The organism is bacterium, assembly GCA_030704665.1.
Classification (GTDB): Bacteria; Patescibacteriota; Microgenomatia; order Woykebacterales; family RBG-16-39-9b; genus JAUYID01.
The window spans coordinates 493,552-513,016 of the sequence record JAUYID010000009.1; the positions used below are offsets into that span (position 1 = coordinate 493,552).

Annotated in this window: 22 protein-coding genes; 12 read left to right on the plus strand and 10 right to left on the minus strand. The window is 45.1% G+C overall.

The genetic code is table 11. From position 1 onward, the window contains the following. Position 1: 1 nt before the first annotated feature. From Q8P13_02865 to pilO, 11 genes are all read left to right on the plus strand, one after another. Entirely contained in the window at positions 2-901 is a 900-nt protein-coding gene (locus tag Q8P13_02865; protein ID MDP2671383.1) for a prepilin peptidase, read from the plus strand. Between the two features lie 81 nt (positions 902-982). Next, complete coding sequence (locus Q8P13_02870) at positions 983-1,516, plus strand: prepilin-type N-terminal cleavage/methylation domain-containing protein (GenBank protein ID MDP2671384.1); 534 nt, start codon at positions 983-985, stop codon at positions 1,514-1,516. 81 nt (positions 1,517-1,597) lie between these two features. Then, positions 1,598-2,242 (plus strand): type II secretion system protein, encoded by a 645-nt coding sequence (locus Q8P13_02875; GenBank protein MDP2671385.1) that lies wholly within the window; start codon positions 1,598-1,600, stop codon positions 2,240-2,242. 9 nt (positions 2,243-2,251) lie between these two features. Continuing rightward, entirely contained in the window at positions 2,252-2,773 is a 522-nt protein-coding gene (locus Q8P13_02880) for a hypothetical protein (GenBank protein ID MDP2671386.1), read from the plus strand. 43 nt (positions 2,774-2,816) lie between these two features. After that, entirely contained in the window at positions 2,817-3,731 is a 915-nt protein-coding gene (locus Q8P13_02885; GenBank protein MDP2671387.1) for a prepilin-type N-terminal cleavage/methylation domain-containing protein, read from the plus strand. Beyond that, the gene (locus Q8P13_02890; protein MDP2671388.1) at positions 3,731-4,390 is read left to right on the plus strand and encodes a type II secretion system protein; all 660 of its coding nucleotides are present in this window, start codon (positions 3,731-3,733) and stop codon (positions 4,388-4,390) included. The genes Q8P13_02885 and Q8P13_02890 overlap by 1 nt, the downstream gene beginning before the upstream one ends. Continuing rightward, on the plus strand, positions 4,387-5,160 hold the full coding sequence (locus tag Q8P13_02895) for a prepilin-type N-terminal cleavage/methylation domain-containing protein (GenBank protein MDP2671389.1): 774 nt from the start codon (positions 4,387-4,389) through the stop codon (positions 5,158-5,160). The genes Q8P13_02890 and Q8P13_02895 overlap by 4 nt, the downstream gene beginning before the upstream one ends. Before the next feature lie 64 nt (positions 5,161-5,224). Next, positions 5,225-6,256, plus strand: coding sequence for a hypothetical protein (locus tag Q8P13_02900; protein ID MDP2671390.1), 1,032 nt, complete (start codon positions 5,225-5,227; stop codon positions 6,254-6,256). 76 nt (positions 6,257-6,332) lie between these two features. Continuing rightward, positions 6,333-7,367 carry a type IV pilus assembly protein PilM gene (gene pilM / locus Q8P13_02905; GenBank protein MDP2671391.1) on the plus strand — a complete coding sequence of 345 codons (1,035 nt, stop codon included), beginning with the start codon at positions 6,333-6,335 and terminating at the stop codon, positions 7,365-7,367. Position 7,368: 1 nt separating this feature from the next. Beyond that, complete coding sequence (locus tag Q8P13_02910; protein ID MDP2671392.1) at positions 7,369-7,947, plus strand: hypothetical protein; 579 nt, start codon at positions 7,369-7,371, stop codon at positions 7,945-7,947. Next, entirely contained in the window at positions 7,944-8,675 is a 732-nt protein-coding gene (gene pilO / locus Q8P13_02915; GenBank protein MDP2671393.1) for a type 4a pilus biogenesis protein PilO, read from the plus strand. Before Q8P13_02910 ends, pilO begins: the two co-directional genes overlap by 4 nt. Here pilO and trmD read toward each other — a convergent pair. From trmD to tyrS, 9 genes are all read right to left on the minus strand, one after another. Next, the gene (gene trmD, locus Q8P13_02920) at positions 8,672-9,376 is read right to left on the minus strand and encodes a tRNA (guanosine(37)-N1)-methyltransferase TrmD (GenBank protein ID MDP2671394.1); all 705 of its coding nucleotides are present in this window, start codon (positions 9,374-9,376) and stop codon (positions 8,672-8,674) included. The two genes, pilO and trmD, sit on opposite strands and share 4 nt — an antisense overlap. 5 nt (positions 9,377-9,381) lie before the next feature. Then, positions 9,382-9,612: a KH domain-containing protein gene (locus Q8P13_02925; protein ID MDP2671395.1), complete on the minus strand. Its 231-nt coding sequence runs from the start codon at positions 9,610-9,612 to the stop codon at positions 9,382-9,384. Beyond that, entirely contained in the window at positions 9,609-9,839 is a 231-nt protein-coding gene (gene rpsP / locus Q8P13_02930; GenBank protein MDP2671396.1) for a 30S ribosomal protein S16, read from the minus strand. The genes Q8P13_02925 and rpsP overlap by 4 nt, the downstream gene beginning before the upstream one ends. A gap of 12 nt (positions 9,840-9,851) precedes the next feature. Continuing rightward, entirely contained in the window at positions 9,852-10,541 is a 690-nt protein-coding gene (gene rnc, locus Q8P13_02935) for a ribonuclease III (protein MDP2671397.1), read from the minus strand. Between the two features lie 67 nt (positions 10,542-10,608). After that, positions 10,609-10,848, minus strand: coding sequence for an acyl carrier protein (locus tag Q8P13_02940; protein MDP2671398.1), 240 nt, complete (start codon positions 10,846-10,848; stop codon positions 10,609-10,611). Next, positions 10,845-11,315: a transcription antitermination factor NusB gene (gene nusB, locus Q8P13_02945; GenBank protein ID MDP2671399.1), complete on the minus strand. Its 471-nt coding sequence runs from the start codon at positions 11,313-11,315 to the stop codon at positions 10,845-10,847. Before nusB ends, Q8P13_02940 begins: the two co-directional genes overlap by 4 nt. A gap of 5 nt (positions 11,316-11,320) precedes the next feature. Beyond that, positions 11,321-11,533, minus strand: coding sequence for a 50S ribosomal protein L32 (gene rpmF / locus Q8P13_02950; protein ID MDP2671400.1), 213 nt, complete (start codon positions 11,531-11,533; stop codon positions 11,321-11,323). Positions 11,534-11,588: 55 nt separating this feature from the next. Further along, complete coding sequence (gene recG / locus Q8P13_02955; protein MDP2671401.1) at positions 11,589-13,592, minus strand: ATP-dependent DNA helicase RecG; 2,004 nt, start codon at positions 13,590-13,592, stop codon at positions 11,589-11,591. A gap of 106 nt (positions 13,593-13,698) precedes the next feature. Next, positions 13,699-14,913 (minus strand): tyrosine--tRNA ligase, encoded by a 1,215-nt coding sequence (gene tyrS, locus Q8P13_02960; protein MDP2671402.1) that lies wholly within the window; start codon positions 14,911-14,913, stop codon positions 13,699-13,701. Between the two features lie 61 nt (positions 14,914-14,974). Here tyrS and Q8P13_02965 point away from each other — a divergent pair, with 61 nt between their 5' ends. Continuing rightward, complete coding sequence (locus Q8P13_02965; protein MDP2671403.1) at positions 14,975-17,497, plus strand: PBP1A family penicillin-binding protein; 2,523 nt, start codon at positions 14,975-14,977, stop codon at positions 17,495-17,497. On the opposite strand, the gene pheT is transcribed toward Q8P13_02965, so the two are convergent. Continuing rightward, positions 17,494-19,464: a phenylalanine--tRNA ligase subunit beta gene (gene pheT / locus Q8P13_02970; GenBank protein ID MDP2671404.1), complete on the minus strand. Its 1,971-nt coding sequence runs from the start codon at positions 19,462-19,464 to the stop codon at positions 17,494-17,496. The two genes, Q8P13_02965 and pheT, sit on opposite strands and share 4 nt — an antisense overlap. Position 19,465: the final 1 nt, after the last annotated feature.

The following is a 19,465-nucleotide window of genomic DNA, read 5'->3' on the forward strand; positions in this document are numbered from 1 at the left end:
AATGATGACTACAGAAATGCTTTTACTACCCTTTCTTTTTGTTTTTGGTGCTTGTATTGGCTCTTTTGTCAACGCTTTCAACTGGCGCTATACCGAAAACAAAAGCTTGCTTGGCCGTTCGCAGTGCCCCAAATGTGGTCACAAACTTTCTGCCTGGGAGCTAGTTCCTCTTGTTAGTTACTTGCTGCAGAAAGGTCGATGTTTGGCCTGCAAAAAGAAGATCTCGCCGCGCTACCCTTTGGTCGAGCTAATTTTTGCGCTAAGCTTTGTTTTTGCTGGACTTTGGCTTCTCCCCCGTCTCAACCCAGACTTTCTCCTGCCCGTTAATGTCGGCTTTGCCATCTATACTTTCTTCATTGTTTCGGTTTTTCTCGCCCTCGCCGCCTCTGACTTGTCGTGGGGAATTATTCCTGACCGGATTGTTTTGCCAGCGATTGCTTTCACTTTTATCTACAAAAGCCTTGATATTGCTTACCGAGCAACGACAACTTACTTTACTCTCAAAAATGACACTGGTCTGGGACATTATTTATTGGAGAGTGGTTATTTTGGCAATTTAGTCAAGGACGATCTTTTGGGCTTGGCCGCCGCCCTTCTGCTTGGAGCGGGCATTGCCGGCTTCTTTTTGTTGTTAATTTTCTTGACCCGCGGTCGAGCCATGGGCCTGGGAGACGTCAAACTTGGTTTTCTGCTCGGCCTTGCTCTTGGTTTTCCGGCAGCTCTGGTCGGGCTAGCACTAGCTTTCTTGACAGGTGCGCTAGCCTCTGTTATGCTTATTTTAGCTAGCAAAAAGGGCTTGAAAGAGACGATTCCTTTTGGTCCATTTTTAGCGCTAGGAGGTCTAGTTGGGCTCTTTTATGGTGACCAGTTGCTAAACCTTTACTTGAGTTTAATGAAATGAAAATATCCTGCCCGAATTTTCCCAAGATTTCCCAAATTGAAAAAATTGGATACTTGCTGTTGAAAGGGGGTGAGAAACGTAATGATAGATAAACTACGTTCTCATCTTGAAGGTATGAGGGGTGCAAAGAAAGACAAAGGATTCACCTTGGTCGAGCTTTTGGTCGTCATCGCTATCATCGCAGTTTTGGTTTTGATCGTCATCGTGGCCATCAATCCAATCCAAAGACTAGCTGACGCGGCTGACAGACGGGCTTCGGCCAACGTTCGTTCGACCGGGACCCTGATTCAGACTTGTATCACTCAACGAGCACCAACGACTAGCTCAGCAGTACTTTATTCCGCGACCGCAGGCACCGGATGTGCTGATATCGCTGCTGGAGGAACTCTTTCGACCTACGGTACTCCTGCTAATGGAGTGACCATTGAAGCTAACGCTGGTACTACAGATATTTGTGTTTCCCAGCAAGGGGCGACTAGTGGTGCGACTCCGCACTGGTACAACTATCGAGCCTCAACCAACGGTACTCCGACTGGTGGGGTTTCGACAGCTGCTGGTTCTGTCCAGGAGCAATCCGGAACCATGCCAGGTAGTGTTGCGGGACGCTGTCCGTAATCTTGACAACTAGTTTGGTTTTGGGTAACACCCAAACTAGTGGCTATAAGCAGGAGAGGTTTGTAGTCAGCAGTTTTCAAAATGAAAACAAAATTTTCTTTACTCAAAAGACTCTTTCAAGGTAGTGACAATGCAAAAGGCTTCAATTTGCGCAAGCAAAATAGTCCCGCGTTTCAACGTGGGTTTACCCTAGTTGAACTGCTTGTTGTCATTGCGGTGATTGGAATTCTGGTTACTCTCGTCATCGTCGCCGTGGATCCAGTTCAAGTCATTCGTAAATCGCAGGATACACGCCGCCGCAGTGATTTACAGGCGATGCGAGTGGCCCTGCAGCAGTTTTACAATGACTACAAGTATTACCCGAGAAACAATAACGAAGGTAAGCTTTACTGCTGGAGTCTTTCCGGTTCCGACGGAACTCTCTTGAGTTTTACTGGCACGACCGCCTGGAGCTCGAATGGAAGCTCGAGCTGCACGACCTCGGACACCTCCTATATCAAAGCTTTGCCGAAGAACCCTACTTTTACCACGGGTGGCTACTATTACCAAGTTTTTGATGGTCCCTACCCGTATCAAAGCTACCGTCTGTTGACCAACCTTTCCTACCCGAGCACTGATGATACTAATTCTTACACGAAATGTGGGGCGATCAACACTGGAACTAGTGTCATCACGGTCAACAATCCCTCGGTACCAACCGTCAATTTTGCTCTTTGTAGTGACTAGGATTTTCCCATGCTGACTCATCAAAAAGAAAAAGGTCTTGGTTTGATTGGGATTATAATTTTGCTTGCCCTGATTTTTGCAGCCCTCAACGTTTACTCCTACTACAACCCAAGTTTTTCTCTGTCCAAGTACTCACTTTTTAACTTTATCCGAGCTAAAAAAGATGAGACTAGAAAAAACGATTTGAAGAGACTACAAGAAGCCCTGCAGCGCTACTATGACAAAAACGGCAACACTTACCCAGGAACGATTGGGGTTTGCGGTCGAATTGTTTCCGTCCTGCATAGTGAAGTCATCACTGTTTTGAAACCTTATTTTCCGGAGAACGAATTTCCCGCCGACCCTTCTTTTAGCGGCACTTACAAAGACTATTTTTATACCAAACTTCCCAACGAGGGTTATGCCTTGATGGCGGTGCTGGAAATTCCACCGACTATTGCTGCGGATGAAAAAGATAGATACAATTTTGTTCGTTGCTATGATTGGCCCGGGAACGGGGTCTACAACTACCGGCTCGACAACCCTCAGTAAGAGATTTGAAAGAGTCAGGGAATTTTGTTACTCTTAATATTAGATGAATCTGCCCTCCCCGACGAGCTTGAAATTTAACTATAAAAAAAGTTTTCCTGAGTTTGGGTTTACTTTGCTCTCAGCAAAGCAGTCGCTTGCGCAGCAAGGGATTACTTTTCCTAATGTGAAGAGGAAAAGCAGTCGAGCCGAAGCGGGGTTTAATTTTCTGAGTGGAGCGAAGAAAAATAGCCCAGAGACTCAGCGAGGGTTTACCCTGGTCGAACTCCTTGTAGTGGTGGCGATCATCGGTATTCTGACCTCGGTTGCGGTGGCCTCTTACAACAGTTTCAACCGTAGCCAGACGGTCAAAATTGCTGCTCTCAACATTAAATCAGATCTACGGGCTGCCAAAACCGATTCCATTGCCGGGCGCAAGGACGCTACCTGTCGGGCCGACTCTTTTAACAACGACACCGGCTCTGTTGGAGCCGATGGTAAAGATGATTACACTTTGATTGGCTATTACGTTACTTTTAGTACCTCAAACCTTTCTGCAGACCGCCCCAACCAAAACTATTATGTTATTAACCAACGCTGCAAACTTGACGGTGTTATCACTCCGAACCCACCGGTTACTCCACAGTACCGCGCCGGGACAGATGTAATCAAGGCTCTGCCAGTTGGTTCACGTTTGCAGTCTATTGATCTGCTAAATTCAGCCGGAGGGGCTTGTTCGATTGGTAATATAGCTTTAAGCCTTGAATTTTTGACGGTCAACAAAACCGATACCACTATTGCCGGCAACGTTGGTTTTTACAACTTCGTTTTGACAACAAGCGCACTAAGCACCTTTCCCCCTCCGTCGGGGAATATTTTTACTTGTGCTAAGGTTCGCTTAGTACTATCTGGAAACGCAACCAACGTTGTTTATTACGTTTACATTGAAAATAACGGTAATATTTCCGAGGCAAGAAAATAATGGATTTAAAAATCTTTAGAAAACAAAAAGGGCAAACCTTGATCGAAGTGGTGGTGGCGATTGCCTTGGCTTTAATTATTATCACTGCGTTGGTTAGTTTGACTTCTCGTACCAACCAAAATGCGAACTCCTCAAAAATTGCTGAGGTGGCTGCCAAATTTGCTCAAGAAGGACAGGAGGCGGTCAGACAAATTAAACTTAACGATGGGGATATCCGCAACTCTGGTGTTGCCGGGGTCTCAAAGTGGAGCGACCTTTACAAGGCCGGTGTCGCTGGGACACTCAACCCTCTGCGTCTTGATCTAGTTCAACCCCTCGGTACTCACGGTGGGACTCTGACTCCTGCTTGTGGCGCCGTTGTTTGGTGTTTGGACGGAGCAAGTTTGGGAACTGCTGAAGCTGGGAGCACAACCGCCCCGGGAACTGGAGGGATTGTAGTCAGCCGTCAAGTAGAAATTTATGATATTGCCGGTGCCTCTGGAGTCAACGGTTGTTTCCAAAATAGCGGCTCAGGAGGCGCAGTCCCGTTACCTGGTTTCACGGCTCCCCTAGTGTTAAATGCCAATGAGGTTAAAAGTGTTTTGGTCCTGGTCACTTGGACTGATCAGTCAGGTACCCACAAAATTACCTTGTATGATTGTGTCACCTCAAGAATATGAAAAAAACTGCACTGGCATTAAATAAAGAAAACGGGTTCAATTTTTCGAGTTTTGAGAGAAAAAATAAACCTTCACTACGTTCAGGACTGCATTTTGCAGAGGCAAAAAGTAGTCCCACCGAAGGTGGGTTTACACTGATTGAGATGCTGGTCGTGACGGCAATCCTCGGCTTGTTGCTGGGTATTGCTGCCCAAGTTTTTATCACCATTTTGCGCAACCAAAACAAAACTAACTTAACTACCGAAATCCGCCAAAACGCCGCTCTGGTGATTGACACCTTCGAAAGAGATGCTCGTAGCGCGATACAGGCAGAAACAATGTGTCCGGGCGGAATCAGTGCTTCTCCACCTTGCTCACTAGATACTAGCAATGCGAGCTTAAGTTTCCTTCTTTCCTCGGCTGGTTACACCGGAGCGGGTCTTACTTCTTACGGAGTGCGCTTTACTTATCGAAGTGGAGATCAAGTTTACTGGCTTTGTTTGACGGAGGATGCTTCTGTCAGCCCACGCCAGAACGGGCGCTTCATGCGTGGAAGCAACCCTTCGGCTACTTCCCTAGCAGTAGCACTGACCAATACGAGTAGTACTGACGGAGTCAGCATTACCACTCCTTGCATTATCAGTGTTGAAGATACCAGTCAAGTTCATCTTTTGAAACTTGATTTTCAAGCACGAGAAGGTGCCGATGCTCACGTCAATCAAGGCAACAAAACCGACCTGTCCCAAACCGACGTGCGTTTCACCACCACAGTTGGTTTGAGGTCGTACTAAATTGCCAGAGAGCTTGACAGAGACAAGCCAACTTCATTACAATTTTTAGAGAAAGATCATTTTGATGAACCTGCCAGAAAAAGAAACACAGAAGCAAAAAGGCCAAATCCTCATCGTCTTCCTTTTAGTCTTGGTAGTTGGGATCGCTATTGTTCTTTCGGTAGCGAGTCGAACTCTGACTGATATCAGAACTACTACTACCTCAGAAGAATCCAACCGTGCTTATTTCGCGGCTGAGGCTGGAGTTGAATCAGCTCTAAAAAAGATTTCCCAATCGGCTGGTAGTGTCGCCTTTAGTCTGGATTTTAGTGCGGTCAACCAGACCAATGCTGTTGTCAGCGGCAAACCTTTTCAGAGCGGGACCGATGGATTTTATGCTTTTGCCGACAACATCGCCAAAGATGATGTGGCCCAATTCGTTCTCCTGAACAATTTTAACAATCTGGGAGGTGGGGCTTACGGAACTTGCGTTTCGGGACCATGCAGTCCGGCAACAGTTGATATTTACTGGCAGGACCCAGCCTCAGCTGAGCCTCCGGCGACCGCCATTGAGGTTTCACTGATTTACTATTCTTCGGGAAATTATTCGATCACCAAGTGGGCTTTTGATCCAGACAGTTCTCGAGCTGCTGGAGCATCCGGCAACAACTTTTGCTCTGCCAACGTGATTGTTCTGGACCCAGCTCAACCGACTGGCAATCCAAACTCACAAAACCAACTGGCAGCCAACCTCGACAACCAACTCAAAAAATTTAAATACAAAGCTACTATCAACGTCAGCAACGGACTTTATTCTCCCAACAGTGGCACAAATTGTGTGAACACCGCTGGTAGTGTTGCTGTTGATACGGTTAAAGTCATGCTTCGCATCAGGCCGCTTTACAACCATACCGCAGGAGTATCGCGTTCAGAACCGATTGGCGTGCGTCCTCAGGCTGGGGCGGCTTTGCCACCACAAGGTTTTGTAGTTGAATCAACCGGGCGCACTGCTTCTGGTGTCACACGAAAATTGCGTGTTATCCAGCCTTACCCCTCGCTACCGGCAATTTTTGACTACGTACTTTTTAACGGTAGCAACCAACCCCTGACCAAGTAAGTGCACGAAACTCTTGCGCACTAGAAGCAAAATTTGTTAAACTTAATTTTAGTAATTAATGGCTAATTATTGAACTATGTCTGCCCTAAATCACTTCGGACTCGATATCGGTACACACAGCATCAAAGCAGTTCAGCTTGGTGGTAGTAGTGAAAGACCAAGTTTTGTTGCTGCCGGACAAGTCAACACACCGGTCAGTATTGCTTCTGCTTCCGAAGAAGACCATCAAAAAATTGCCGAGGCTATCAAAGCCCTTCACCGCGAAACCCACATTTCGACTGATAAAGTAGTGACTGCTTTGCCGGAATCCCAAATTTTTACTCGGGTGGTTGAGCTGCCAGTTCTATCCGAAGCTGAAGTAAAAAATGCCATCAAGTGGGAGGCTGAGCAGTACGTTCCGATTCCAATTAGTGAAGTAAAACTTGATTGGCAAATCCTTTCCACTATCAACACCCCGGACAAAAAACAGAAAATGGAAGTTTTGCTGGTGGCGGCTCCGACTAGCCTGATTAACAATTACTTACAGATTTTAAAAATGGCCGGTTTGTCAGCGATTGCCCTTGAGACAGAAATCACTGCCGTGGTTCGGGCTCTGGTGCAAAGAGTTGCTGGAACTCCAACTACAATGGTGGTTAGTATTGGTGCTTCAACTACCGATCTTTCGATCGTGACCACTAATCAAATAAATTTCACTCGTTCAATCGCCACCGGTGGTAGTGCTCTAGCCCGTGGGGTTGCCCAGGACCTTGGTTTCGAGGTTGATCAGGCCACTGAGTACATGAAGACTTACGGACTGGATGCGACCCAACTGGAAGGCAAAGTCTTGCAAGCTATAAAGCCAATTTTTGACGTTATTGTCAATGAGATTCGGCGTGCCCTGGCTTATTACACTACCCGGCACCCGGAAAGTAGTGTCAAAAGAGTAGTTTTGGCTGGTGGTACAGCTAAACTGCCGGGCCTGGTTGTTTATTTGGCAGAAATTTTGGGTTTGGAAGTGCAGCTGGGAAACCCTTGGGATGGGATCTCCCTACCTTCATCTTTGTCACAAAAGTTGACTGAGGACGCGGTTTCCTATCCGGTGGCGGTAGGTTTAGCTCTGAAAACGATTTAAAATGGACTCTATCAATCTTCTTCCGCAAGTTGCGGAAACTGAAATTAAAAAGGATGTTTACAAGAGAAAGATCAGCGTGGCTGCTGTTGCCTCACTTTTGGCAGTGGCGGGGATCATCATTGCCCTTTTTGGCTATCAGCTTTTCTTGAGCGCTCGGGATCGAACTCTGACTGCGGAAACCACCGAAAAGACAGCCCAAATTACTTCTCCAGAAAACGCCGCACTTGAAGTAAAACAAAGAGCTTTGATTGGTAAGCTGGAAGCAATCACAGGTTATTTGAACAGCAACAAGTCAACTGCTCGCGCTTTTAAGCAAATTATTACTCTAGCTTCTTCAGGACAAGTCAGCCTCTCTAGAGTTGAACTCAGTAGTGCCGGAGCCATTACTGTGGCCGGTTTTGCTTCGACTTCTTCAAACTTAGGACGTTTTTTTGACAACCTAACTGACGAGAAGGCTACAGTAAGTTTGGAAAAGGTTGTGGCTAGCTCAGTTTCTTTGACAAGCAATAGCTACCAATTTACGGTTCGGCTCAATTACACCAAACCAGGATTGCTTGACAGAGAGGAGAAAACCCCATGAAACTCCAAAACCTGAACCTAGACGAATTTTACGGTTACCTCATACCGATAGTTACTTTTCTGGTTATCTTTGGTTTGGTTCCCTTTGTTATTTTTCCACAGTTGACCAAAATCAAGGATCAAAGCGACGCTATCCGCCAAAAAGACCAGCGTTTGACTAGAATAAATGAAAAACTCTCTTTTCTTGCTCAACTTAAAAACAACGAAGCGGCTCTAGTCGAAAGTTTGAACAATGTTGAATTGGCCCTTCCCTCGGGTAAAGGTTTGGCCCCTCTGATTGAAGGACTAAAAAAACTGGCAGGAAATTCCAATATGGTCTTGAGTTCGGTGACCTTAAGGCCAGGTAAGGTGGCAACTGCTTCGGCCAAACTTGCCTCTGCGCAAGAAAGTTCCAAGTTGACTTTGAATGTCCAACTGAGTGGCGAAATTGCCGGGTTTGAAAAGTTTTTGACCCTGCTAGAACGAGCAAAAAGAATTGTTCTCGTAGAAAGTTTTGCAGCGAACTCAAATCCTGACGGAGAAAGTACTTTTTCCCTGAGCTTGAACGCCCCCTTTAGAGAAGTTCAGAATCAGGCTACTTCCGAGGATCAAGTCGCCGAGGATATTCCTTCTTTGAGTAGTGAAGAACAAGATTTATACAACAAACTTCAAAGTGACTTTGTACTTTACAGTGGTGAAGTCAGTGCTTGTGAGAACTGTACTGGCAAGGTAAAGAACCCTTTTCCCTAGTCGAGTAGATCAGGTCTGACTTTCTTAGTTTTTTCAAAAGCCGTCTCATGTCTCCATTTTTTGATTTTCTCATGATTTCCGGAAAGTAAAATTTCCGGAACCTTTTGGCCTTGAAACTCGGCTGGTCTAGTATAGTGGGGGTATTCAAGAAGCATTTGTTTTTTACCCTCAAGCTCAAAAACCGAAAAAGACTCCTGCTGCGTTGACTTCTCCTTTCCCACAAAACCAGGGACAAGTCGAGCTACAGTTTCAAGAACGACCAGAGCGGCAGTTTCCCCACCGTTTAAAATATAGTCCCCAATGGAAATTTCCTGATCAACAAAAAGATCAGTAAAGCGCTGGTCTACTCCCTCATAGCGACCTGCGACCAAAATTAACTGCTCCTTTTGTACAAGTTCGGCGGCAAGTTTCTGAGTCAGTCTTGTCCCGCCTGGGCTGAGGAGAATGACTTGTGAGTTTTTGGTCCTTTTCACAGAAGAGAGAGCTTTACTCAAAACATCAACACGCAGAACCATACCTTCTCCACCACCAAACGGAGAATCATCAACCTTTTTGTGAGGCCCCTCACCAAAGTCCCTGATATCTAGCAAATTTATTTCTAAAAGATCTTTGGCGAGAGCTTTCTGAAGCAAACTTTCCTTCAGGGGGCTAGCGAAAAACTGGGGAAAAAGAGTAAGGATGTCAAAACGCAGTTTCGGCATTGGATCTAGTCTTCAAGGACCAAGTGAAGTCGTTTTCGTGCTGGTATTGCTTTGACTTTCAAAGCAGCTCGGAGAGCCTTGATCACTTTACCGCCTTTGCCGATGATCTTCCCAGTTTCTGCCGAGGCAACCTTTAAATGTAGTATTTGAGTTCCGTTTTCATCACTTTGGGAGATTTGAATCGCTTCGGTTTCGTCAACAATGTTTTCAACTAAATAGCGGAGAAGGTCCTTCATAGCTTTTTGATTAAACTGGCCACTGCCTCCGTGGGCTGGGCACCCACAGAAATCCAGTAATCAAAACGATCTTTGTTCACCTGGATTTTGGGTGGGTTGACAGTTGGATCATAGTTGCCGAGTATTTCTAGGAATTTTCCATCTCGAGGAGAAGACTCATCAGCAGAGATGATTCTATACTTGGCTTGGTTTTTACTTCCAACACGGCTAAGTCTGATTTTTACCATTATCGCGGGATTTTAGATCATTTTGGGAAAGTTTGCAAGTGCTTTCTCGGCTGCGTCCTGCTCGGCGCGCTGTTTGCTTGAGCCTTGACCTTCGGCGACGAGTTTTTCATCGAAATAAACTCCCATCCGAAAAGTTTTAGAGTGATCCGGACCTTCTTCGCTGATGATTTTGTAAATTGGGGTGACCGAGAGTTTTTCCTGAGATTCTTCCTGAAGAAGACTCTTAAAATCCTTGTAAAGTTTTTGATTGACAATTTCATCGATCGTGGGAAGTAAAAACTTTTCCACAAAGGTTCGCGCTTTTTCTAAACCAGAGTCTAGATAAATTGCCCCTAAAAAAGATTCAAAAGTGTTAGCCAGAAGGTACTGCCGGTTTCTGCCACCTGTTGCCTCTTCTCCCTTGGAAAGCAAAAGATGCTCGCCGAGCCCAAGTTGGGCCGATATTTGGGCCAGACTGCGTGCGTTTACCAAAGCGGAGCGGAAATTGGTCAAATCCCCTTCCGCACTTTCCGGAAATTTGTGATAGAGGTGCTCAGAAACGACAAAACCCAGAATCGAGTCTCCTAAAAACTCAAGCCTTTCGTTGTGGGCTAGATTTTCACCTGGGTGCTCGTTTAAATAAGATCGGTGAGTAAAAGCAGTTTTGATCAGCTCTTTGTTTTTAAATTTTAGTTTTACCTTTTTTTCTAGTTCCTCAAACACTTTTTTGTTGTAGTTGGTGATTAGTGAGTAGTGATTGAAATTTCAATCATTATTTACCAACAGCCAGCTAAACTTCTCCAATTTGATCAGCGATAAAGATTTCAATGTCCCCGACAGTGTTAAATTTGCCATTTTCTTCAGGGGAGATTTTCACATTAAACTCATCTTCAAGACTAACAACCAAATCTGCCATACTAAGTGGGTCGGAGTTTAGGTCATCCTGCAAATGAGATTCAGAACTGATCTCGGCTTCATCAACCCCGAGGTGGTTAGCAACTATTTTCCTAATTTTTTCAAAAGTACTCATTTTTTGGTTTTCTTGGTCCCCTCAATTTCCGGCAAAAGTTGTTTCACAACTGTTCCCAGGACTCCGTTGACAAACTTTGAAGAGTTTTCTCCACCGAAAGCTTTGGCAAGCTCAACAGCTTCATCAATAGCGACTTTGGGAGGAACACTTCTAGCAATATAAATTTCGAAAATCGCAATCCGCAGTATTTCCAGATCAATTTTGGCAATTTGCTCAATTGGCCATTCGGGGGCAGCCTCTTCAATGATTTTATCAAGACTATCGAGATTTTCCGTGATTCCCGAAACTAAAAATAAAGCCAGGTCTTTATCAACGTTGATTGAGGCTTCCTCACGGTCGACTCTTGAGTATTCCTCGATATCTCTTTCACTGATCGTTTTTATGTTGGTTGAGTTAAAACTCCATTCAAAAAGAGCCTGCAAGGCAACTTTTCTAGCTTCATGTCTTGGGTCAGTTTCTTGTTTCATGAAAATTACTCCCCAGAAACTCTTCTTACTTTTGTTTTTGTTTCCGGGATAGTAACCAAACGTCCACGATACATCCCACAATTTGGACAAGCAGAGTGAGGGAGACGGTCTGCGCCGCAGTTAGGACACTTAGTTAAGCTGATTTCCTGCAATTTTATACCAGCTCTCCTTCTTCCTTGACGAAGTCGAGATAGTTTTTTCTTTGGTAATGGTGTCATATCGAAGAAGATTATATTTAAACTGCTCTATGCTGTCAATCAATTTGATCTTTTTTTAATCAAAACCGAGATCTTTTATTTTCTTATCCAGACTGTTTTGCAGAGAGGCGCTCAACTCTCTTCCCCCTCCTTGGAGCAATTTTTCGGCCCAAGCTCGTGCTTTCTTGATCAAAATAGTATCAGTGAGAGAAGCTACCTTTAAATCCGGTAGCCCGGCTTGAAGCTGACCAAAGACCTGTCCTGGTCCGCGAAAGCTCAAGTCGGTCTCTGCTAGAGCAAAGCCGGAGGTCAGAGTTTCCATCTTTTTTAACCGTGCCAGGTTCTCTCCATCTGAGAAAAGTAAACAGAAAGACTGTCTCTCCCTCCGACCGACTCGCCCCCGAAGCTGATGCAGGCTTGCCAAACCAAAACGGTCCGCTCCTTCAATCAAAATTATCGTTGCGTTGGGAATATCAATACCAACTTCAACGACAGGAGTTGCTACCAGGATCTGGTCTTGGTTACTTCGGAAGCGATCCAAGACTTGACCCTTTTCTTTTGAGGACAGTTTGCCATGAAGAAGCCCGATCTCAAACTCAGGAAAAATTTCCTCACTTAAAAAAGCAAACTCCTTTTTGACCGAACGGAGACTTTGAAGGGTTTCTGATTCCTCAATCAAAGGGCAGACGATAAAGGCCTGTTCGCCAGCTTTGATATGTTTGCGAATAAAATCATAGGCAGCGTCTCTCTTCTCTGGGCCGACCAAGCGTGTCTTGGCCACTTTTCTACCTGCCGGCAGGTCCTCCAAAACACTAACCTCCAGCTCTCCAAAAAAAATTAGCGCTAGAGTACGAGGAATTGGGGTCGCGCTTAGGGTTAAAACATTGGGTATTAGAGCCTTTTGCCGCAGTTTGCTGCGTTGTTCTACTCCGAAGCGGTGTTGTTCGTCAATGACGACCAAGCCGATTTCACTTTTTTTGAAGTCTAGATTCAGTAAGGCCTGAGTTCCTACCAAAACAGTGGCGGCAACTTTAGTTTTTTCGGCTCCAGTAGCTAGTCCAATCGAAAAAGGAGTCTTTGAAAAGACTGTTTCTAGGCTCCTGAAGTGCTGTTTAGCAAGGATTTCAGTTGGAGCCATAAAGATAGTTCTCTGCCCGTTGCTACCGGCCACAAAGGCAGCTAGGGCGGCCACGATTGTCTTTCCACTCCCAACCTCACCCTGCAAGAGCCTATTCATCGCTTGGGTTTTTCGAAGATCTGCCAAGATTTCCTTGGTGGCTTTCAGTTGCGAATTGGTTAGTTTAAAAGGCAGAGACTTTATCAACTTTTCAATTTCCTTTTCCGGAATTTCAAAAGCCGGTCTTTTTTGCTTTTCTTGATTTACTCTTTTTCTCTTTAAACTGGCGAGTTGTAGTAGGAACAATTCTTCGAAAGCAAAGCGCCTTTTGGCTCTTTTGGCAGCTTCTAAGGCCTTGGGAAAATGAATGTCTTTTAAGGCTTCAAGCAGAGTTGGAAGACCCTCTTTTTTCAAAATTGCTTCCGGCAAGGAGTCTAAAAGCTGCTCAGAAAAAGAGTCAAGAAGGAACTTTATCTTTTCCCGTAGCCACCTTGAATTTAAGCCCGCAGTTTGGGGATAAACCGGTACAAGAGGTGCAGTGTGCAGGACCACTTCTCTTTCAAGTTCCCAGGTTGGGCTGACAAAAGTGAGTTTACCTCGGTAGAGACTCACTTTTCCAGCAAGGTGGACTCTTGAAAGGTTTTTGAGCATTTTTTCCAAATAAGGTTGGTTGAACCAAACTGCCTCAACACTACCACTTCCGTCATTTAAAAGCGCTGTAGTCAAAAACTTCCCAGCGTAAGTCCGAATTGTTTTGACTTGCCAAACTTGGGCCTCAATACTCGCCTTTTGTTCCGGCTGCAAATTGGAAATGAGCTTTTTGTCCTGCAGATTTTCATAACGGCTGGGAAAATAAAAGAGCAGATCTGCTAGTGTTTTTATACCAAGCTTTTCAAGCAAAGAGGCGGTTTTGAAACCGATTTTTGGCAATTCTGTGACCGGACTTTGAAGAGAAAACTGCATCAGGAGCCGTAGTAAAGAGATTCTAGAAGGGGCAGAACCATCAAACTAAAAATAACTAAGATAGCAATTGCCGCCCAAATGGTTTTTTGGTGTTTTCGAATTAACTTCACTTTATTTTCCTCCAGCGAACGAGCAAAAAACCTCTTTTTCCCACCTTTAGAAAAGTTTGGTGCCCCTTGATTTGCAAATTCTCCAAAGGCAGACGATGAGGCTTGTTGTCGATCTCCACTCCACCTTGTTCGATCAAGCGCAGTGCAGCTGAGTTTGAGGGAGCCAATTTGGTTAGTTTGATGAGCTCTAGAACGCTCAGCGGTCCTCCTGGGAGATCCAAGGTGGTTTCCGGAGTGGTACTAGGAGCCTGTTTTTGGCGGAAGACTCGGTCAAACTCGTTTTGTGCCTCCAGTGCTTGTCTTTTTCCATAATATTTTTCCGTCAGAGTAGCCGCTAGTTTAAGTTTTAGATCCATAGGGTTGACAGCTTTCAAATTCAGTTGGGCAGCCACTTTTTGAATTTGCTTTTCGCTTTCGTTGGTGAGCCTGTTTAAATACTCGACAATGAGGTCATCACGCAAGGACATGATTTTGCCAAAGATATCGTTTGCCCCAGAATCGACGGGGACGATATTTCCGGCTGACTTGCTCATCTTTTTTCCGTCTAGCCCCGGAAGAAGGTGGGTCGTCAAAACAAATTTCTCCTTTTTTAAATAGGTTTTGACAAGTTGGCGGCCAACTAGCATATTAAAAGTTTGATCAGTACCCCCAATCTCAAGGTCTACTTTCATCGCCACTGAATCGTAACCCTGCATCAGGGGATAAAAAAACTCATGGAGGCTGATTGGGCGGTTTTGTTCTAAACGAGCCTGAAACATGTCCCTCTCAAGCATCTGTTGGACAGTGAGTTGCGAAGCAAGCTCAATTAAATCTTTAAAGTTGACTTTATCAAGCCAGGCACTGTTGTATTTAATTTTAGCTGCCTTTCTTCCAGAAAAGGAGAGGATTTTACTTGCCTGTTTCTGGTAAGTTTTGGAGTTTTCCAAGACTTGATTGCGGGTGAGGGGAATTCTAGTCTTGTCTTTTCCGGTTGGGTCGCCGATCATGCCAGTGAAATCCCCGACTAGCAGGATCACCTCGTGACCTAGGTCTTGGAAAAGGCGAAGTTTTTCCAAAAGAATAGTGTGTCCCAAATGAATTTCTGGGCTTGAGGGATCAACTCCTAGGTAAACTCGAAGTTTCTTAGCTGACTTAAGTTGATTTTCCAAAGCTTGTGGGGAGGGGTAGATCGAGTCAACGTTGTCTTTTAGAAGTGAAGTTAGGTCTTTCATCGGTTCTTGAACTTGCTTGGAATACCATCTTACTTTAAAATTATGTTAAAATACAAGTCTTATGAGTTATTCCTTGTTGCCTCCGCCGCCTCGTGGCTCATCTCGCCTTCTTTCGCGTCGACGGGCCTCACGTCGTAAAGTAAAAATATTGGGTGCTTTGGTCACGGCCTTGTTTCTTTTTTTTATTGTCTCAATTCTGGGCGCGGTCATTGCCTTCGGGTTTTTTGCTCGTGATCTCCCCTCCCCGGGCAAACTTACTGACCGCACTGTTGACCAGTCAACCAAGATTTTTGATCGCCACCACGTACTACTCTACGATGTTTACGGAGAACAAAATCGAACTTTGGTTACCCTCGATAAAATTCCCAAAACGTTGAAAGACGCCACAATTGCTATAGAAGATAAAAATTTCTACAAGCACCGCGGCTTTGACGTTGCGGGGTACCTGCGTTCTTTCAAAGAAATAATTGTCGATCACAAGTTGACAGGAGGCTCGACGATCACCCAACAGCTTGTTAAAAAAGCCCTTCTTTCCGACGAGAGAACGGTGACAAGAAAAATTAAAGAGTTTATTCTTGCTACTCAGATCGAGAGACGCTACAGTAAAGATGAGATTTTGCAACTCTATTTGAATGAAATTCCCTATGGAGGGACCGCTTGGGGTGTGGAGGCCGCCTCAGACCAATATTTTGGCAAGCATGCCTCTGAGCTCAATCTAACTGAATCAGCTATTTTGGCCGGCTTACCACAACTACCCAGTGCCTACTCCCCTTTTGGACCAGATCCAAAGGCTTACATCAACCGTTCCAAAGAGGTCCTGCGTCGAATGCGTGAAGACAATTATATCGATGCTGACCAAGAAAAGAAGGCAATTGAAGAGTTACCAAAAGTAAAGTTCGCCAAATTTGGTCAAGGTATCAAGGCACCCCACTTCTCTCTCTTCGTCAAAAAACTACTGGAGGAAAAATACGGTGAACAAAGAGTTCTTGAAGGGGGTTTGCAAGTCACCACGACTTTGGATCTTAAAACCCAAAATATGGCTCAAAAAGTAGTTAGGGATACCGTCAAGGCTCAAAAAAATCTATTCGTTGGCAACGGAGCCGCCGTGGTTCAGGAAACCAAGACCGGACAGGTACTGGCTCTAGTTGGTTCCAAAGACTATTTCGCCAAAGATATTCAAGGAAATTATGATGTTGCAACCCAAGGCTTGCGCCAGCCAGGTTCTGCTTTGAAACCTTTCAACTATCTAACTGGCTTTGAAAAAGGTTTTACTCCTGCGACCATGTTTATTGATGAAAGAACAAACTTTGGTGGAGGGTACACTCCTGTCAACTACGACGGACGTTTCCGAGGGCCAATTTCGGTGCGTAATGCTTTAGGAAGCTCTTACAACATTCCAGCTGTCAAGATGTTGGGGGTAAACGGTGTCGAAGACTTTGTCAAAACCCTGCAGGATTTTGGTATTACCACTTTGAACAACCCCTCCCAGTATGGACTTTCGTTGACTTTGGGAGGAGGGGCAGTCCGCCTTTATGAGCTGACCAACGCCTACTCAATTTTGGGTAACCTTGGTAAAAGTGTCTCTCCAACGGTGATTTTGAAAGTTGCCGATTCCGAAGGTAACGTCTTGGAAGAGTACAAAAACCATGAGGGTCGGCAGGTTGTAGCCCCGGAACATGCCTACTTGGTAGACCACATTCTTTCTGACAAAACAGCCAAATTTAGTGCTTTTGGAAGTTACGCCAACTTTTTGAACTTCAAACCAAACATTGCTGTTAAAACCGGAACTTCAGACAACAAAGTCGACAACTGGGCCTTTGGTACCACTACTTCCTATACCGTGGGGACCTGGGTCGGCAACAACGACAACTCACCACTTAATCCCCGTCTTGCCTCAGGTATCACCGGGGCTTCTCCAATGTGGCACGATATTATGGCCAAAGTTCTTGACAGCAACCCCTTGAAAAGAAACACGACGGAAACCTTCACTCGTCCTGCTGGGGTAGTGACCGCCAAAGTCGATGCCCTCTCAGGGATGAAACCAGGACCTTACACAACTCAAACCCGCAGCGAGGTCTTTACCAAGTGGCAAGTGCCAACTCAGGAAGACGATATGCACCTCAAGATCCGGATTTGTAAACCTTCTGGACTCCTTGCTTCCCCTGCCTGTGAGGCGGCCGGTCAGGCTCAGAATAAACTTTACACTGTCCTCTATGACCCCTACACCAAGCTTTTCAAGCCAGGCTATAAAAAATGCTCTCCTTGCCCCCCAACAAAGGTTGATACTTCAGTTGACGGTTCCGAGAGACCGACAGTGGAAATTACTTCGCCTGCCGACGGGAGTAACTTTTTGCTGGGAAGTTTTGACGTGACTGCGACTGTTACAACTCCCGCGGGGACAACAATTATCGATGTTAGGGCCTATTTGGACGATGATCCGAGTCCTATTGCCTCATACTCATCGGACCCGTACAGCTTTCATTACAGTGGGGTTAGCAATGGTAATCACACGGTAAAAATTGTTGCCTTTGCTAGCGATGGCACAACTGGGGAAGATTTGATCGATGTTGACATTGGACCCTAAGAAGTCCGGATTTTGGCCTGAAGAGATTTTTCCAGTTTTCTACTGAGTTGCTTTCTTACTTTACTTACCTCCTGATCAGTTAGGGTTCTATCTTTGGCTTGGTAAGTGATCCGAACTGCAACAGATTTTCTTTCTTTTTCTTCAAAAATATCAAAAACTTCTACTTCTTTGATTAGGTTGTTGCTACGGATTACTTTAAGAACTTCTCCTGCCGGTACCTCCTTGCTAATAAACATTGAAAGGTCCTCAATGATCGGCGGGAATTTTTCCAAAGCTTCATAATGATAGGAGAACGGCAGTCGTGCCAAATTTTCCAGGTAAACGGTGCCTCCAATCAGGGGTGAGCCGATTTCAAAGTTTTTCAAAATGTCTGCATTGACCGAGCCCACCTCAGACACAAGCATCTTGCCGATTTCGAAGCTTACTTTGGAACTAAAAATGCCGTCCTTGGTCAACCTCTCGGTGGACTGACCCGCGTTGTTGAGGAGATCTTTTAGGGCGCCTTTTGCTTTTAGAAAAGAATTGGTGGTGACGAAACTTAAGATCTTAGGTTGGTTTGGCAAAGCCTCTCCAGAAGCAAAAACGCGCCCAATCTCAAAAAAAGAAATTTCCTTTTCACTGCGCTGGTTTTTCTCGACCGCAGCGAACAGCTCCGGCAATAGACTCGGACGCAGATATTCAAAGTCCTCACTCATGGGATTATCTACCTTTAAGACTTCCGAGAGGTCAAATTTTGCTTGCTTGAGCTTAGAAGGGCTTAAAAGTGTGTAGGTCATAGTTTGGTTGTATCCAGAGGCCTTAAACCTTTCTACTAAACAGCCTTCCCAGTCGAATTCGAAAGCGTCGGGGTGTGTTGGAGGCTCTCCTCTAGGTAGAGCTTTGGGAAAGAAATTGTAACCCCAAATTCGGCCTATCTCTTCGACCAAATCAATACTTTGCTCAATATCAGTGCGCCAGCTCGGAACAATTACATTTAAAGTCTCCTCTTTGAAAGGGTCTTCACTGACTTGAAAACCCAGTGAAGAGAGAATATTGACTATAGCAGTCGTTTTAATCTCAATTCCCAAGTTCTTTTCTACCTCAAGTAAATTAAAGCTGATTTTTGTTTCCTTCTCAGGGACAAGGCTTTTCGGCTCGCTTGCCAAAGTTGCGCCTGTGGTTTCGTTTAAGAGCTTGACCGCTCTCTCAAAAGCTCTTAGGTGCCCTGCTGGATCAAGTTTTTTTTCAAAACGATTGGAAGCTTCAGTGCGCAGACCTAGGTTTTGACTGGTACGGCGGATTGCAACAGGATCATAAATTGGAACGTGCAGAAAAACCCGCTTCGTCCCTTCATCAATTTCAGAGTTTTCACCACCCATGATGCCAGCCAAATCAATCAGCTTTTTCGAATCCTCAATGATTATTGAGCCTGCCTTTAGTTTCCTTTCGATTCCATCTAGAGTTTTGACGCTTTCCCCTTCTTTGGCAGCTCGCAGAAAAATCTCTCCTTCAACTTTATCGAAATCAAAAGCGTGCATGGGCTGGCCAGTTTCGTGCATGACGTAGTTGGTCACATCAACGACATTGTTGAGTGGGCGTATTCCGACTAGTTTCAGTCTTTCTGCAAGCCAGGTTGGAGAAGGCCCAATGGAGATGTTTTCGATCAGCCCATAAGTATAGTAAGGACAGAGTTTTTTGTCCAAAATTTTTAAGCTGGGCGCAGCACCAAGTTTTTTGGGAGGTAGCAAGAATTCTGTTTCTAGGGCTAGCAAGTCCTGCTTGGTTACGACTGCAATCTCTCGTGCAACACCGTAAATTGAGAGGGTGTCAGGGCGATTGGAAGTTATTTCCAGATTGAAAACAGTTTCCCCGTTTGCCTTTTGAATCTCCTCAACCTTAGTACCAGAAAGAAGAAGCTTCTCGGCAAGTTTTTCCGGAGAAGTTGTGATTTTTGTATATTCCTTAAGCCAAGAAAGTGGAGCCAACATA

Excerpts from the sequence above, each read along its gene's own strand:
- Q8P13_02865 (MDP2671383.1), top strand. The coding sequence starts at position 2 with ATGATGACTACAGAAATGCTTTTACTACCCTTTCTTTTTGTTTTTGGT.
- Q8P13_02870 (MDP2671384.1), top strand. The coding sequence starts at position 983 with ATGATAGATAAACTACGTTCTCATCTTGAAGGTATGAGGGGTGCAAAG.
- Q8P13_02875 (MDP2671385.1), top strand. The coding sequence starts at position 1,598 with ATGAAAACAAAATTTTCTTTACTCAAAAGACTCTTTCAAGGTAGTGAC.
- Q8P13_02880 (MDP2671386.1), top strand. The coding sequence starts at position 2,252 with ATGCTGACTCATCAAAAAGAAAAAGGTCTTGGTTTGATTGGGATTATA.
- Q8P13_02885 (MDP2671387.1), top strand. The coding sequence starts at position 2,817 with ATGAATCTGCCCTCCCCGACGAGCTTGAAATTTAACTATAAAAAAAGT.
- Q8P13_02890 (MDP2671388.1), top strand. The coding sequence starts at position 3,731 with ATGGATTTAAAAATCTTTAGAAAACAAAAAGGGCAAACCTTGATCGAA.
- Q8P13_02895 (MDP2671389.1), top strand. The coding sequence starts at position 4,387 with ATGAAAAAAACTGCACTGGCATTAAATAAAGAAAACGGGTTCAATTTT.
- Q8P13_02900 (MDP2671390.1), top strand. The coding sequence starts at position 5,225 with ATGAACCTGCCAGAAAAAGAAACACAGAAGCAAAAAGGCCAAATCCTC.
- pilM (MDP2671391.1), top strand. The coding sequence starts at position 6,333 with ATGTCTGCCCTAAATCACTTCGGACTCGATATCGGTACACACAGCATC.
- Q8P13_02910 (MDP2671392.1), top strand. The coding sequence starts at position 7,369 with ATGGACTCTATCAATCTTCTTCCGCAAGTTGCGGAAACTGAAATTAAA.
- pilO (MDP2671393.1), top strand. The coding sequence starts at position 7,944 with ATGAAACTCCAAAACCTGAACCTAGACGAATTTTACGGTTACCTCATA.
- trmD (MDP2671394.1), bottom strand. The coding sequence starts at position 9,376 with ATGCCGAAACTGCGTTTTGACATCCTTACTCTTTTTCCCCAGTTTTTC.
- Q8P13_02925 (MDP2671395.1), bottom strand. The coding sequence starts at position 9,612 with ATGAAGGACCTTCTCCGCTATTTAGTTGAAAACATTGTTGACGAAACC.
- rpsP (MDP2671396.1), bottom strand. The coding sequence starts at position 9,839 with ATGGTAAAAATCAGACTTAGCCGTGTTGGAAGTAAAAACCAAGCCAAG.
- Q8P13_02940 (MDP2671398.1), bottom strand. The coding sequence starts at position 10,848 with ATGAGTACTTTTGAAAAAATTAGGAAAATAGTTGCTAACCACCTCGGG.
- nusB (MDP2671399.1), bottom strand. The coding sequence starts at position 11,315 with ATGAAACAAGAAACTGACCCAAGACATGAAGCTAGAAAAGTTGCCTTG.
- rpmF (MDP2671400.1), bottom strand. The coding sequence starts at position 11,533 with ATGACACCATTACCAAAGAAAAAACTATCTCGACTTCGTCAAGGAAGA.
- recG (MDP2671401.1), bottom strand. The coding sequence starts at position 13,592 with ATGCAGTTTTCTCTTCAAAGTCCGGTCACAGAATTGCCAAAAATCGGT.
- tyrS (MDP2671402.1), bottom strand. The coding sequence starts at position 14,913 with ATGAAAGACCTAACTTCACTTCTAAAAGACAACGTTGACTCGATCTAC.
- Q8P13_02965 (MDP2671403.1), top strand. The coding sequence starts at position 14,975 with ATGAGTTATTCCTTGTTGCCTCCGCCGCCTCGTGGCTCATCTCGCCTT.
- pheT (MDP2671404.1), bottom strand. The coding sequence starts at position 19,464 with ATGTTGGCTCCACTTTCTTGGCTTAAGGAATATACAAAAATCACAACT.